The organism is Rhodoblastus sp. (assembly GCF_019449565.1).
In the GTDB taxonomy this organism is placed as follows: Bacteria; Pseudomonadota; Alphaproteobacteria; order Rhizobiales; family Beijerinckiaceae; genus Rhodoblastus.
This window is the reverse complement of record NZ_JAGRPM010000006.1, coordinates 13,397-27,269: the sequence shown is the minus strand read 5'-3', so window position 1 is coordinate 27,269 and position 13,873 is coordinate 13,397. Positions and strand designations below refer to the sequence as shown.

10 protein-coding genes are annotated in these 13,873 nt (G+C 64.5%); 1 reads left to right on the top strand and 9 read right to left on the bottom strand.

What is annotated here, in order from left to right; all coding sequences use genetic code 11:
• Window positions 1–9: 9 nt before the first annotated feature.
• Entirely contained in the window at window positions 10–1,110 is a 1,101-nt protein-coding gene (locus QZ409_RS00535) for a helix-turn-helix domain-containing protein (RefSeq protein ID WP_296706096.1), read from the bottom strand.
• A gap of 248 nt (window positions 1,111–1,358) precedes the next feature.
• Between QZ409_RS00535 and QZ409_RS00530 the strand changes: the two genes are divergently transcribed.
• On the top strand, window positions 1,359–2,393 hold the full coding sequence (locus QZ409_RS00530) for a Hint domain-containing protein (RefSeq protein WP_296706095.1): 1,035 nt from the start codon (window positions 1,359–1,361) through the stop codon (window positions 2,391–2,393).
• A 132-nt stretch (window positions 2,394–2,525) separates the two neighbouring features.
• Here the strand turns inward: QZ409_RS00530 and lpdA are convergent, their stop codons facing one another.
• The 8 genes from lpdA to QZ409_RS00490 all read right to left on the bottom strand — a co-directional run bounded on the left by lpdA (window position 2,526) and on the right by QZ409_RS00490 (window position 13,870).
• Window positions 2,526–4,265, bottom strand: coding sequence for a dihydrolipoyl dehydrogenase (gene lpdA, locus QZ409_RS00525; protein WP_296706094.1), 1,740 nt, complete (start codon window positions 4,263–4,265; stop codon window positions 2,526–2,528).
• 13 nt (window positions 4,266–4,278) lie between these two features.
• Window positions 4,279–5,577, bottom strand: coding sequence for a dihydrolipoyllysine-residue acetyltransferase (gene aceF / locus QZ409_RS00520; protein ID WP_296706093.1), 1,299 nt, complete (start codon window positions 5,575–5,577; stop codon window positions 4,279–4,281).
• Window positions 5,578–5,718: 141 nt separating this feature from the next.
• Complete coding sequence (aceE, locus tag QZ409_RS00515; protein WP_296706092.1) at window positions 5,719–8,391, bottom strand: pyruvate dehydrogenase (acetyl-transferring), homodimeric type; 2,673 nt, start codon at window positions 8,389–8,391, stop codon at window positions 5,719–5,721.
• A gap of 114 nt (window positions 8,392–8,505) precedes the next feature.
• The gene (locus tag QZ409_RS00510; RefSeq protein WP_296706091.1) at window positions 8,506–9,147 is read right to left on the bottom strand and encodes an LUD domain-containing protein; all 642 of its coding nucleotides are present in this window, start codon (window positions 9,145–9,147) and stop codon (window positions 8,506–8,508) included.
• The gene (locus tag QZ409_RS00505; RefSeq protein ID WP_296706090.1) at window positions 9,144–10,547 is read right to left on the bottom strand and encodes a lactate utilization protein B; all 1,404 of its coding nucleotides are present in this window, start codon (window positions 10,545–10,547) and stop codon (window positions 9,144–9,146) included. Before QZ409_RS00505 ends, QZ409_RS00510 begins: the two co-directional genes overlap by 4 nt.
• Window positions 10,544–11,347 (bottom strand): (Fe-S)-binding protein, encoded by an 804-nt coding sequence (locus QZ409_RS00500; protein WP_296706089.1) that lies wholly within the window; start codon window positions 11,345–11,347, stop codon window positions 10,544–10,546. Before QZ409_RS00500 ends, QZ409_RS00505 begins: the two co-directional genes overlap by 4 nt.
• A gap of 79 nt (window positions 11,348–11,426) precedes the next feature.
• Window positions 11,427–12,197, bottom strand: coding sequence for an FCD domain-containing protein (locus QZ409_RS00495; protein ID WP_296706088.1), 771 nt, complete (start codon window positions 12,195–12,197; stop codon window positions 11,427–11,429).
• A 119-nt stretch (window positions 12,198–12,316) separates the two neighbouring features.
• A complete protein-coding gene (locus QZ409_RS00490) occupies window positions 12,317–13,870 on the bottom strand; it encodes a bifunctional aminoglycoside phosphotransferase/ATP-binding protein (protein ID WP_296706087.1) in 1,554 nt (517 codons plus the stop codon).
• Window positions 13,871–13,873: the final 3 nt, after the last annotated feature.

Genomic DNA, 13,873 nt, shown 5'->3' with positions numbered 1-13,873 from the left:
GGCGCCCCTTCATTTAGCGCGCGGCGCGCCGATCAACGCCAGCCAATAAGCGAGCGCGTTCCTGTCCTGCGCGGCGGAACTTGCCGGAAGGGCGCTTGCTGGCGCCGGTATCGGCGGCGCGAAATGCCGAATGTTTTCGCGCGCTTCGCGCGGGCTGACGCCGTAACGCGCCTTGAACAGCCGATTGAAGGCGCTGACATTCCTGAAACCGAGCGAAAAAGCGATGGGTCCGATGCGGCGGCCGTCGTTTTCGCTCGCCATTAGCTCCTGATAAGCGCGGTCGAGACGCGCCTGGCGGATATAGCCGGCGACGCCGCCCACGGGTTCGAACAGCCGGTAAAGCGATGCGCGCGAAAGGCCGAATCGTTTCGCCAGGCTGTCGGCGTTCAGGCCGGGTTGAGTCAGGCGCTGGTCGATATGGCGCCGGATGATGACCAAAGACGCGTGGGACCGCGACTCCGCGCGCCCGAGCCGCGCCAATTCGGGCGCGAGCGCCTTGGCGATCAAGGCGACCACCCCGTCGCAGAGGGCGTCCATCTGCTCGGCGGAGATTGTTTTCGCCTGTTCCGCCAGCAGGCGAAGGCAACCGCCGATCAGGGCGCCGGCGGGCGAGGCGCCCGCGACGACGAATCCATGCAGGGCGTCGGCCCGGCTCATCGCCGCGAGCAATTTGCGGCGCGGAATCCACAGGGTCACGTCGGCGGCGTCGCTGTCGCCCGCCGCCAGCGTCAGGTCGAGCGGCTGCTTCATGTCGAGGAAAATCAGGTCGCCCTCGTGCGCTTCGACGCCGCTTTCGCCGATGCGGGCGGCCAGGCGGCCCGATAGTTGAAGGCGGAGGACGAAAACGTCGAGCGGGTCGTGGGCGATTGTCGCATCGGAGCGCGCCAGCCTGAGCGAAGGGCAGCTCGACTGGCTCAGAACATGATTGGCGGTGGCGAGCCCGGTGAATTGCCCGTCGCAACTGGTGAGAGCGGAAGCCTCGCCGCCAATCTCGAAAACGCCAGCGAAAAACGCGCTCCACGAGGAAGCGTTTCCGCGCGGGCATTCCGACGAGAATACGAATGGAGCGTCCGGTTGTGACATGCTGGCGGAAGCTGACGGCAGTCCCATAGCGTGAAATCCTTCGCGGCCTTTTTCGCCTGCTGAGGAGGGGCAGGGCCTCGTCACGGATGATGCAAGGTCATAATATAATTTGCAAACTGTCTGAGAGACCTATCAAAACGTCTCAAGGTTCTTCCCTAACGTCAGGCTTTTGCTAAAACCATATTCAGCGCGCTGGTCCTGACGATTCGAAGGGACCGCAGCGGACGCGGGCGGCGCAAACGCCGCCGGGGACAGATTTTTCGCGGGAGCAGGTAATGGCTACTTTCAGCATTGATTTCAACGGCAATACCTCGGGCAATAATACGACGACCTATAATGATTCCGGGGCAAATCCGACCGTCCAGCTTTTCGGCAATGTGACGACGAACGTCAGCAACGGCGGCACGTCCGATCGGACCAAGACCCTCGTGCTGCATGTTTCCAATCCCGAAGCGACGATGACCTTCGCCGGGACGGCCTTCAACGGAGCAGGCGACAGCTTCACCCTCAGCTACGACAGCGGGACCGGCGACATCACGATCAATTACACGGGCAGCGGCGGCGCGACAGCTTCGACCTGGAATAGCGCGCTGCAAACCATGACCTATTTCAATTCGGCGAATGAATCCCCGACCACCCATACGATGACGCTCGTTTCGGCGACCCCCGCCAGGGGCAGCTATTCCAGCGCCACCGCCGCCAATTTTGAAACTATCAATGTGATCTGCTTCATGGCCGGCACCATGATCCGCACGCCGGATGGCGAAGTCGCGGTCGAGACTCTGAAGCGCGGCGATCTCGTGCTGACCACTGACGGCGTCGCCAAGCCGGTGCGCTGGCTCGGCCGTCAGACCGTTTCGACCTTCTTCGCCGATCCGGCCCGCAGCTATCCGATCCGCGTCAAGGCCGGCGCCCTGGCCGAGAACGTGCCGAGCCGTGACCTGCTGGTCTCGCCCGATCACGCCCTTCTGGTCGATGGCGTGATGGTCCATGCCGGCGCGCTGGTCAATGGAACCTCGATCATCCGCGAGGCCAAGGTCCCGGCGGTCTTCACCTATCACCATGTCGAACTCGACGATCATTCGCTGATCCTGGCGGAAAACACCCCGGCCGAGACCTTTGTCGACAATGTCGACCGCATGAACTTCGACAATTGGGCCGAGCACCAGGCGCTCTATCCGGAAGGCAGGACGGTTTCCGAGCTGCCTTATCCGCGCGCCAAGGCGCATCGCCAGGTCCCGGTCTATATCCGCGTCGCGCTGGCTGAACGCGCCGAGATCATTGGCGCCGTGAAAAGCGCCGTCGCCTGATCCGGGACGCCATAAGGCAGTAAACAAGCGGCGCCTGAAAAGGCGCCGTTTTTTTGCGCGCGGATGCGCCGCGCCTCGCGAAACAAAAAAGCCGCCGGACGATCATCCGGCGGCTTTGTGATTATGGAGCTTTTACTTCTTCTTCGGAGCGATCAGGTCGGTGATCGTGCCTTCGAACAGCTCGGCCGCCAGTCCGATGGTCTCGGACAAGGTCGGATGCGGATGGATGGTCAGGCCGATGTCCTCGGCGTCCGCGCCCATTTCGATGGCGAGCGCGGCTTCCGAAATCAGGTCGCCTGCGCCGGGGCCGACGATGCCGCAGCCGATCAGGCGCTTGGTCTCCTCGTCGAACAGGGCCTTGGTCAGACCCTCGTCGCGTCCCAGCGACAGGGCGCGGCCCGACGCGGCCCAAGGGAAGGTGGCCTTGCCGAATTTCAGCCCCTGGGCCTTGGCTTCGATCTCGGTCACCCCAACCCAGGCCACTTCCGGGTCGGTATAGGCGACCGAGGGGATCACTTTCGCGTCGAAGGCGGACTTGTGCCCGCAGGCGACTTCCGCCGCCACCTTGGCCTCATGCGTCGCCTTATGGGCGAGCATGGGCTGGCCGACGATATCGCCGATGGCGAAGATATGCGGCACATTGGTGCGCATCTGCTTGTCGACGGCGATGAAGCCGCGCTCGTCCACCGCGAGGCCGGCAGCCTCGGCGCTGATGAGCTTGCCGTTGGGCTTGCGGCCCACCGCGACCAGCAGCTTGTCGAATGTGTCGTCGCTCTTGGTTCCGTCGGCGGCCTCGAAGGTCACGCGCAGGCCGGCAGGCTCGGCCGCGACCGCGACCACCTTGGTCTTGAGCAGGATCTTCTCGTATTTCTTGCCGATGCGCTTGGCGAGCGGCGCGACAATATCCTTGTCGGCGCCGGGGATGATCTGGTCCATCAGCTCGACGACAGTGATCTTTGAGCCGAGCGCGTGATAGACCGTCGCCATTTCCAGCCCGATAATGCCGCCGCCGAGCACCAGCAGGCGCTTCGGAATATCGGTCAGCTCCAGCGCGCCGGTCGAGTCGATGACGCGCGCGTCGTCATGCGGGATGAAGGGCAAGGTGACGGGTTCGGAGCCGGCCGCGACAATGGCCTTGTCGAAGGTGACCACCTTCTTCGAGCCGTCTTCCGCGATCACTTCGAGGCTGTTGGCCGAGGCGAAAGCGCCCTTGCCGGTCACGACCGTCACCTTGCGCTGCTTGGCCATGCCGCCGAGGCCGCCGGTGAGGCGCTTGATGACGCTGTCCTTCCAGGAGCGCAGCTTGTCGAGATCGATCTGCGGCGTCGTGAAGGAGACGCCGCTTTCGCCCATGTCATGGGCTTCCTCGATCACCTTGGCGGCGTGGAGCAGAGCCTTGGACGGGATGCAGCCGACATTGAGGCAGACGCCGCCGAGCACCGGCCAGCGCTCGACCAGCACGACCTTGGCGCCGAGATCGGCGGCGCGGAAGGCGGCGCTGTAGCCGCCGGGGCCTGCGCCGAGCACCAGCACTTCGGCGTGCAAATCGCCCGCGACGGCGGGGGCGGAGGACGGCGCCGGGGCGGCGGAAGCAGCCGCCGCGGGAGCGGAGGCCGGAGCCGGCGCGGCGCCCGCGCCCGCGCCTTCCAGCAGCAGGATGACGGCGCCTTCGCCGACCCTGTCGCCGACCTTGACCTTCACTTCCTTGACCACGCCCGCGACGGGCGCGGGCACTTCCATGGTGGCCTTGTCGGATTCGAGCACGATCAGCGGGTCTTCCGCCTTGATCGCGTCGCCAGCCTTGACCAGCACTTCGATAACGGGAACGTCCTTGAAGTCGCCGATATCGGGGACCTTGATTGCTTCAGTCATGTTCAGCTCCCGATCACAGCGCCAGCCGGCGGACGTCTTCGAGCAGCACGCAGAGCGCGCGGGCGAAACGAGCGGCGGCGGCGCCGTCGATGACACGATGGTCATAGGAGAGCGACAGCGGCAGCATCAGGCGCGGGATGAATTCCTTGCCGTCCCAGACCGGAGCCATTTTCGAGCGCACCACGCCGAGGATCGCCACTTCCGGCGCGTTGACAATGGGGGTAAAGCCGGTGCCGCCAATGCCGCCGAGTGAAGAGATCGTGAAGGTCGCGCCGGACATTTCAGCCGGGCTGAGCTTGCCGTCGCGCGCCTTGGCCGAGAGATCGCCCAATTCCCTGGAGATTTCGAGCACGCCTTTCTGATCGACGTTCTTGATGACCGGCACGACGAGACCTTCCGGTGTGTCGCAGGCGAAGCCGATGTGCCAGTATTTCTTGTGGATCAGGGCGTCCTTGGCCGGGTTCAGCGAGGAATTGAAATCCGGGAACTGCTTGAGGAGGGAGACGCTGGCCTTCATCAGGAAAGGCAGCAGCGAGACGCGGTACGGCTTTTTCGCCGCCTTACCGGCATCGTCCAGCTCCTTGCGGAAGGCCTCGATCTCGGTGATGTCGGCCTCGTCATGCTGGGTGACGGCCGGCACGTTGAGCCAGGAGCGGTGCAGGAAGGGGCCGGACATCTTGCGGATGCGCGAGAGCGGCTTTTCCTCGATCGGGCCGAATTTCGAGAAGTCGATCACCGGGATTTCGGGAATGCCGGAACCGCCCGAAACGCCCGCCGGGGCGGATTTGCCGCCGGACAGGAAGGCCTTCACGTCTTCCTTGGTGACGCGGCCCTTCTCGCCCGTACCGGAGACCTTGGTCAGGTCAATGTCCAGCTCGCGCGCGAGGCGGCGCACGGCCGGCGAGGCGAAGACATTGCCGAAATCGGCAAGCGCCCCGCCGGGTCCGAGCAGCGGCGACGGGCCGGCGATCTTGCCAGTGTCGCCCTCTGTCACCGCGATCGGCTCGGGCTTGTATGCGGCGGGCGCGGCTGGCGCGGCGGCGGGCGCAGGGGCGGCGGCGGGCGCGGCCGCGCCTTCGGCGGCGAGCGTCAGGATGGGCGTGCCTTCGCCGACCTTGTCGCCCACTTTCAGCAGGATTTCGCCGACCACGCCGCCGGCGGGAGCCGGGACTTCCATCGTCGCCTTGTCGGATTCAAGCACGATCAACGGGTCTTCGGCCTTGATGACATCGCCGGCCTTGACCAGGATCTCGATCACGGGAACGCTTTTGAAATCGCCGATATCCGGCACTTTCACTTCAATCTTGGACATTGTTTCAAACCCTGGGAAAAAAGAGCGAAGGGCCAACGCATTTTCGAGCGATGAAGCTTCGTGAGAAGTCGGCGCAGAGAAAACGCATCTGTGCGAAAAGGTGGGCGTCCAGATCCGATTGCCTCGGACCTGGACTTCAGGTCAGGCGTGCATCGGATCCCGCTTTTCGGGGTCGAGATGATAGAGCTCGATCGCCTCGGCGACCTTCTTGGCGGGCAGCAATTGCGATTCCGCCAGGGCCTTCAGGGCGGCGACGGCAACGTAGTTGCGATCGACTTCGAAGAAGGCGCGCAGCTTGCGACGATAGTCGGAGCGGCCGAAGCCGTCCGTGCCGAGAACCTTGTAGCGGGTCGGCACATAGGCGCGGATTTGGTCGGCGAAAGCCCGGATGTAATCGGTGGAGGCCACCACAGGCGCGTCGCCTCGCGCGGCAAGCTGCTGCGTAACATAGGGAACGCGCGGCTCCTCCAGCGGATGCAGCATGTTCCAGCGCTCGCAGAGGTCCGCCTCGCGCTTCAGCTCGGTGAAGCTGGTCACGGAGAAAATATCGGCGTGGATGCCGAAATCGCGCTCCAGAAGCTCCGCGCCCGCGATGACCTCGCGCAGGATCGCGCCCGAGCCGAGCAGGGTCACGCGCTTCTCCTTCGGCGTGCCTTCTGGCGCGGCCTTGAAGAGATACATGCCCTTGACGATGCCTTCCTCCGCGCCTTCCGGCATGGCGGGATGCTCGTAATTCTCATTGAGCAGGGTGAGGTAGAAATAGACGTCCTCGTCCTTGCCATACATGCGCTCCAGCCCGTTCTGGACGATGACCGCGACCTCATAGGAGAAAGTCGCGTCATAGGAGACGCAATTGGGAATGGTCGCCGAGAGGATGTGGCTGTGGCCGTCCTCATGCTGCAGCCCCTCGCCATTGAGCGTGGTGCGGCCCGAGGTGCCGCCGAGCAGGAAGCCGCGCGCGCGCATGTCGCCCGCAGCCCAGGCGAGGTCGTGGACGCGCTGGAACCCGAACATCGAATAATAGATGTAGAACGGGATCATCGGCGTGTTGGAATTGGAATAGGACGTCGCCGCCGCGATCCAGGAAGCCATGGCGCCGGCTTCGTTGATGCCCTCCTGCAGCATCTGGCCGGAGCGGTCCTCCTTGTAATAGGAGAGCTGGTCGGCATCCTGCGGGCGGTAAAGCTGGCCGACCTGCGAGAAGATGCCATATTGCCGGAACATGCCCTCCATGCCGAAGGTGCGGCTCTCGTCAGGCACGATCGGCACGATGCGCTTGCCGATGTTTTTGTCGCGCAGCAGGTGGTTGAGCACGCGCACGAAGGCCATGGTGGTGGAGACTTCGCGGCCTTCGGTGGATTTGAGCTGCGCCTCGAGCGCCGACAGGGGCGGGATGATCAGCGGCTCGGCCTGGCGGCGGCGCGAAGGCAGGTAGCCGCCCAGCGCCTTGCGGCGCTCGTGCAGATAATTGTCTTCTTCCGAACCCGCCGGGAACTTGATCAGCGGCAGATGCTCGATCTCGCTGTCGGCGACCGGAATCTTGAAGCGGTCGCGGAACTGCTTGAGCGCCTCAAGGCTCATCTTCTTGGCCTGATGCGACATCATCTGCGCTTCGCCGGCCGAGCCCATGCCATAGCCCTTGACGGTCTTGGCGAGGATCAGCGTCGGCTGGCCCTTGTGCTCCGAGGCCGCCTTATAGGCCGCGAAGACCTTGCGCGAGTCATGGCCGCCACGGGTGAGGCTCCAGATCTTGTCGTCCGACCAGTCCTTGACCATGGCCGCGGTCTCGGGATAGCGGCCGAAGAATTTCTCGCGGATGTAGGCGCCGTTCTTGGACTTGAAGTCCTGATATTCGCCGTCGACGCATTCTTCCATCAACTGGCGCAGCCGACCCGTCGTGTCATTCGCGAGCAGTTCGTCCCAGCCCGCGCCCCAGACCAGCTTGATGACGTTCCAGCCGGAGCCGCGGAAATCCGCCTCCAGCTCCTGGATGATCTTGCCATTGCCGCGCACCGGGCCGTCGAGGCGCTGTAGGTTGCAATTGATGACGAAGATCAGGTTGTCGAGCTTTTCACGACCCGCCAGTGAAATCGCGCCGAGCGATTCCGGCTCGTCCATCTCGCCGTCGCCCATGAAGGCCCAGACCTTGCGCTCATGCGTCTCGATCAGGCCGCGCCCTTCGAGATAGCGCAGGAACCGCGCCTGATAGATCGCCATCAGCGGCCCGAGGCCCATCGAGACGGTCGGGAACTGCCAGAAGTCCGGCATCAGCCAGGGATGCGGATAGGAGGACAGGCCCTTGCCGTCCACTTCCTGGCGGAAATTGAGGATCTGCTCTTCCGAGATGCGCCCTTCCAGATAAGCGCGGGCGTATATGCCCGGCGAGCTGTGGCCCTGGATGAAGATCAGGTCGCCGGCGTGGTTGGCGTCCGGCGCGCGCCAGAAATGCATGAAGCCGACGTCATAAAGCGTGGCGGCGGACTGGAAGCTCGCGATATGGCCGCCCAGCTCCGACGACACCTTATTGGCCTTGAGCACGATGGCCGCGGCGTTCCAGCGAATCGCGGCGCGGATTTTCGATTCAATGGCGCGGACGCCGGGAGGCTCCGGCTGGTCCGCCACCGGGATCGTATTGATATAGGCCGTGTTCCAGGCGAAGGGCAGTTGCGCGCCATTCTTGCGCGCTTCGGAGACCACCTCGCTGAGCAGGTCGTCCACCCGCTCCACGCCTTCATATGCCTGCACCGAATTCAGGGCTTCAAGCCACTCGCGCGTTTCGGCGGCCAAGTCGGTGTCATTGCCTGATTTGTCCATGCCCAGCTCCCTTGACGGCGGCGGCCGGCACAAGGCCCCCGCTCTGATTTTGGCTAATGATAGGCGGCCTTTTCAGCCGCCGCCTCCCAGCTTTTGGACGCTTAGCCGAAAGACTTAATTGAAGATCACGATATGAAGGTTCCCCGGTCCGTGGGCGCCGCGCGCGAGCACGCCTTCGATATCGGTGGTGCCGCTCGCGCCCGTGACGAGATTGACATTGCGCGGGACAGGCAGGCCGCTGGCGAAAGCGGCGTAATCTTCCAGCTTCGGCATCAGACTTTGCGCGTCGAGCGCAACGAGATGATGCAGCGGGAGGAAGCCATATAAGGTCGGCGCCTCGGCGCCCGAATGGAAGATGAGCGAGCCGGTTTCGGCTATGCCGCCCAATGCCAGCCCTACCGCGAGCGCCGTGTCGCGGCGCAAGGGCGCGCCGGGACGCAAATTGTCCCAGGAGAGCTGCTCAAGGCGCGGATCGGGCTGCAAGGCGAAATCCGTGTTGAGCGCATTGGCCGCGATATAACGGCCAACGGCCGCCGGCAAATCCGTCAGGCCCGCAACGCGCTCCACTGTCGCGCCGACCTTTTCGGCGCTGACGCGGGCGGTGAACAGACCGACGAGATCGCTGGTATCGAGCGGAGGCAGGGTCCGCTTCATCGCCTGCGAACAGGCCTGCGCCTCAGATATGATCGTCGCGGGCGCGGCGCCATCGTGCCGGGCCTTGCGGATCGCGGCGAAAATGTCGTTGCGGGCGCTCATGGCGTTCCGCCTTTCCGGATGCTGGTCAAGAAACTTTCCCCCGGCGGCTTGGGCAGGTCGCGCGCGGCGGTCCAGCCCGAGGCGAGCGGCAGCGAGGATATCCAGCCGCCTTTGGCGAACAGCCGCATCGCGGGCAGGGCGACGGCCTGCGCCAATTGGTAAAGTCTTGGACGCGCGGCGAAATAGGCCCAGAGGCCGATGGCTGCGCGCAGCGTCTTGGGTTCGTAGCCGGCGCGCCAGCTTTGCTCGCGCCAATGCCGCAGCATGGTCGGCAGAGGGATGTCCACGGGGCAAACCTGCCGGCACTGGCCGTTGAGGGTGCAGGCGCTGGGCAGGTCGCGCGTCTGCTCAAGCCCGTCGAAGACCGGGGTCAGCACCGAACCCATTGGACCGGGATAGGCGCCGCCATAGGCGTGGCCGCCGATGGCGCGATAGACGACGCAATGATTGAGGCAGGCTCCGCAGCGCAGGCAGCGCAGCATTTCCGGCATTTCGGTCAGCATTTCCGTGCGGCCGTGATCGACCAGCACGATGTGGAACTGATCCGGCCCGTCGAGGTCTCCCGGACGCTTCGGCCCGCAATGGAAAGTAGTGTATTGGGTCAGGTCGGCGCCGGTCGCCGAACGCACCAGCAGGCGCGTGAGTTGCAGCGCATGTTCGGTGCTGGCGACGATCTTCTCGATGCCCGCTGTCACGATATGGACGCGCGGCGGCGTCGTGGTCAGCTCTGCATTGCCCTCATTGGTGATGGTGCAGATCGCGCCGGTGTCCGCGCAGAGGAAATTGGCGCCGGAAATGCCGACATCCGCCGCGAAGAAATCCTCGCGCAATTCCTTGCGCGCCGAGCCGACCATGCTGACCACGTCATGGGCGGTCGGCTTTTCGCGATGATATTGGTCGAAAAGTATGGCCACGTCCTCGCGGGTGCGATGGGCGGCGGGCCAGATGATGTGCGAGGGCGTCTCGCCGGCGAGCTGGATGATATGTTCGGCGAGATCGGTCTCGACGCGCCGGATGCCGGCGTCGGCGAGCGCATGGGGTAGTCCGATCTCCTCGCCCAGCATGCTTTTCGAACGCGTCACCGTCTTGGCGTTCGCCGCCTTGCAGATGTCGATGACGATCCGGCAGGCCTCGTCGGGATCGCGCGCCCAATGCACCTGCGCGCCGGAGGCGAGCGCATTGCGCTCGAACATCTCCAGATAATAGGCCATATGGTCGATGGAATGGTCCTTGATCGCGGCGGCGGCGGCGCGGGCGGCGACGAAATCCGGCCAGGCCTCGACGGCGGCGGCGCGCTTGCGCCGCGCATTGCCGGTGGTGCGCTCCAGCGCGACTTTGAGCTGGGCGTTGCCAAGCGCCTTGTCGACGCGTTCCTGGAAAGTCCCGGCGGGCGCGCTCATTTGGCCTCCTTGCCTGCAGCGCCTGTGGCCTCTTCGCCAATGGCGTAAGCCGACATTCCGGCCAGAATTTCCGCAGTGTGGAAGACGCGAGTCCTGGCGCCTTCGCGGCTCAATTTTCCGGCCATGTTCATCAGGCAGCCGAGATCGCCGCCGAGCAGCAGGTCGGCGCCGGTCGCGACAACATTCTGCGCTTTTTCGCCGACGATGGCGTTCGAGATGTCGGAATATTTCACGCAGAAGGTTCCGCCGAATCCGCAGCAGGTCTCATCGCCTTCCAGTGGGCGAAGCTCCAGCCCCTCGACCGATGACAGCAGCGCGCGCGGCTGCGCCTTGACGCCCAGTTCGCGAAGGCCCGAGCAGGAATCGTGATAGGTCGCGCTGGCCTTGCAGGCGACGTTCTGCGGTCGGAACCCGCGCAGATCGACAAGGAAGCTCAGCAATTCATGGGTCTTTCCCGCGAGGCGCTTCGCTCGCTCCAGCCAGACCGGATCGTCCGCGAAAAGCTCGGGGTAATGCGCCTTGATCATGCCGGCGCAGGAGCCGGACGGGGCGACCAGATAGTCGAAAGGCTCGAAGGTTTCGATCACCTGACGGGCGATCGGCTTGGTCGCTTCGTCCGCGCCGCTGTTGAAGGCGGGCTGGCCGCAGCAGGTCTGGGCGAGAGGAATCTCGACCTTGCATCCGGCGGCCTTGAGCAGGGCGACGGCGGCGAATCCGACATTCGGCCGCATGGAATCGACCAGACAGGTCACAAACAGGCCGACACGCGGCGAATCAAGGGCATTCCCACGTTCCGGCATCGGCCTGAGCCCTTCTCCAGCGAGGTCAAGGCGACCTTATAACGAGGAAATTTCTTTGGTCAAATGATTTTACCAACTATCATTCGCTATGCCGCGCCAGCAGTTCTGAACGGCCCATCCGTCGCAGGGCGCGGGCCACGCGGGTCTGTTCCTCGCGCATTTCATTGAGGGTCTTGGCGATGCCGTTGATATGGGCGGCGGCGGCGAGGCCGGCCGTTTCGGGGTCGCGCGCAAGGATCGCGTCGGCAATGGCGAAATGCTGGTCGAGCAATTCGTCGCGCGATCCCGGCTGGGTATAAAGCTGGCGCCGGTTGTAAAAAGCGTCGCTGCGCAGCATCTCGTAAAAGGCGCGCATCACGTGCAGCAACACGAGATTATGCGTCGCCTCATAGATCAGCATATGCAGTTCGGCGTCGGTTTCGGCCTCCGCCGCGATGTCATTGGCCTCATGGGCCGCGCGCAGCTTTTCAAGGCAGGCTGCAATGGCCTCGCGCTCCACATCGGTCGCGCGGGCCGCCGCGAACCGGGCGGCTTCGCCTTCAATCAGGCAGCGATATTCGAGATAATCCGTCAGCGCCTGGTCGCTCGACTGGAACAGGGCGGTCAGGGGATCGGTCATCGGGGTCAGGAATCGGCTGACGAAATTCCCGGCCTTGTTGGTCTCGATCAGCCCGCGCGATTGCAGCTTGTCGAGAGCCTCGCGCAGCGAGGGCCGCGAGACTTCCAGCGTAGCGGCCAGTTCGCGTTCCGGCGCAAGCTTCTCGCCCGGCCGCAGCGCGCCTTCGAGGATCAATTGCTCGAGGTGGTCGGCGAGCGCGTCCGCGAGCTTTGGCGTTCGCAAGGGATCCATGAGGCGTCCTGTTCGTCCGCGTTCGCGGCGGATAAGCTTGATCTTTCAGGCCGGGTCAAATGAGTAGACCACAAAAGAACTCGGTCATCCAGACCGAAACGCGCGTGGGGAGCAATGGTTCATCGCGTTTCCGCCAGCGCGGACCCGATGATCTCCAGCGCGCGTTCGCGCAGGTCGGGCAGGGAGGAGTCGAGTCGGATCCACTCGATCTTGCCGGCGTCGCGATGCAGCTGGGCTTCGAGCACGTTGAGATCGGCGTCCGAAACGCCCTTGGGCCGGTCATGGACGCGCTGGCGCAAGACATTTGCGGGCGCGTCGAGCCACAGGCCGATGAAGGGCGCGCTGCATTCGCGGGCCAGCTTGGCTACGGCCTCGCGTTCTTCGGGGGTCGAATAGACCGCGTCGAGAATGATGGAGCGCCCTTGCCCGAGCGCGTCCATGGCGCGCGAGAGCAGGCGCAGATAGACGGCCGCCGTGATGTTGATTTCATAGGCGGCGGGCGGCAGCTTGTCATTGGGCCTGATGCGATGCATGGCCTTGCGCGTGCGGTCGGAATTGAGCGTGCGGGCGCCGGGCGGGGGCCCGATCTCCCCGGCGATCGCGGCGGCGAGGGTCGATTTGCCCGAGCCGCTGAAGCCGCCGATGGCGACAATGGCGTTGGGACGCGGCGCGAGCAGCTCCTCGGCAAGCGCGAAATAGGCGCGGGCTTCGCGCTCCCGGGCGGCATCGGCCTCGACGTCGCCGCTATGGGCCTGCGTCGCCGCAATATGGGCGCGGATCGCGGCGCGCAGCGCCATGAAAAAGGGCAGGGCGGCATAGCCGTCGCGGGTTTTCGCCGGCATGTCGGGCAAAGTGCGCGAAAAGGCGCTGACATAGCGGTTGAACAGCAGGTTCGCGAGATCGTGGCGGCCGAACAGCCAGAGATCCATCAAGGTAAAGGCGACGTCATAGAGCGTGTCGATCCGCGCGAGCCTGGGGTCGAATTCGATGCAGTCGAACAGGGTCGGGCGGCCTTCGAACCAGCAGATGTTGCGAAGGTAGAGGTCGCCATGGCAAAGCCGGACAAAACCATTCGCGGCGCGGGCGTCGAGCAGCGGCGCCAGCTTGCGAAGCTCCGCGCGGAACAGGGCGTTGAGCCGGTCGAGGTCGTCCTTCGCGAAAATCTGGCAATGGGCGAAAGAAACTTCATTGAGATCGAGCAGATGCGTGAAGGCGTCGGCGCCCTGCGGCTCTTTAAAACGCTGGGCGCTGGCGTGGAATTTCGCGATGGTTTCCGCCAGCGACTCGATATGGGCGGGCGCCAGCCGGCCTTCGCGCGCCATGATGTCGAACAGGCCGGATTCGTCGAAACGCCGCATCACCACGATACAGTCGACCAGCCGTCCCGGGCCGTCGAAGGCGAGGCCGCCGCGTTCGCGCGTAATGCGGCGAACGCCGAGGTAAAGATCCGGCGCGGCGCGGGAATTCAGCGCCAGTTCGGCGCGGCAGGCCTTTTCGCGCAGGCCGGGCCTGGAAAAGTCGAGATAGGGAAAGGCGATCGCGCGTTTCAGCTTGAACACGAGGTCGCCGGCCAGGAAGAGCAGCGAGACATGGGTCTGCCGGAATTCAACCGGGGCGCCGGTCTCGCGCGCCAGGGCCTGCGAAATGAAAGCTATGGCGGCGGATTGATCCATGAG

What these genes read in the sequence shown, in the direction of transcription:
- QZ409_RS00535 (WP_296706096.1), bottom strand. Translation starts at nt 1,110, where the DNA reads ATGGGACTGCCGTCAGCTTCCGCCAGCATGTCACAACCGGACGCTCCA.
- QZ409_RS00530 (WP_296706095.1), top strand. Translation starts at nt 1,359, where the DNA reads ATGGCTACTTTCAGCATTGATTTCAACGGCAATACCTCGGGCAATAAT.
- lpdA (WP_296706094.1), bottom strand. Translation starts at nt 4,265, where the DNA reads ATGACTGAAGCAATCAAGGTCCCCGATATCGGCGACTTCAAGGACGTT.
- aceF (WP_296706093.1), bottom strand. Translation starts at nt 5,577, where the DNA reads ATGTCCAAGATTGAAGTGAAAGTGCCGGATATCGGCGATTTCAAAAGC.
- aceE (WP_296706092.1), bottom strand. Translation starts at nt 8,391, where the DNA reads ATGGACAAATCAGGCAATGACACCGACTTGGCCGCCGAAACGCGCGAG.
- QZ409_RS00510 (WP_296706091.1), bottom strand. Translation starts at nt 9,147, where the DNA reads ATGAGCGCCCGCAACGACATTTTCGCCGCGATCCGCAAGGCCCGGCAC.
- QZ409_RS00505 (WP_296706090.1), bottom strand. Translation starts at nt 10,547, where the DNA reads ATGAGCGCGCCCGCCGGGACTTTCCAGGAACGCGTCGACAAGGCGCTT.
- QZ409_RS00500 (WP_296706089.1), bottom strand. Translation starts at nt 11,347, where the DNA reads ATGCCGGAACGTGGGAATGCCCTTGATTCGCCGCGTGTCGGCCTGTTT.
- QZ409_RS00495 (WP_296706088.1), bottom strand. Translation starts at nt 12,197, where the DNA reads ATGGATCCCTTGCGAACGCCAAAGCTCGCGGACGCGCTCGCCGACCAC.
- QZ409_RS00490 (WP_296706087.1), bottom strand. Translation starts at nt 13,870, where the DNA reads ATGGATCAATCCGCCGCCATAGCTTTCATTTCGCAGGCCCTGGCGCGC.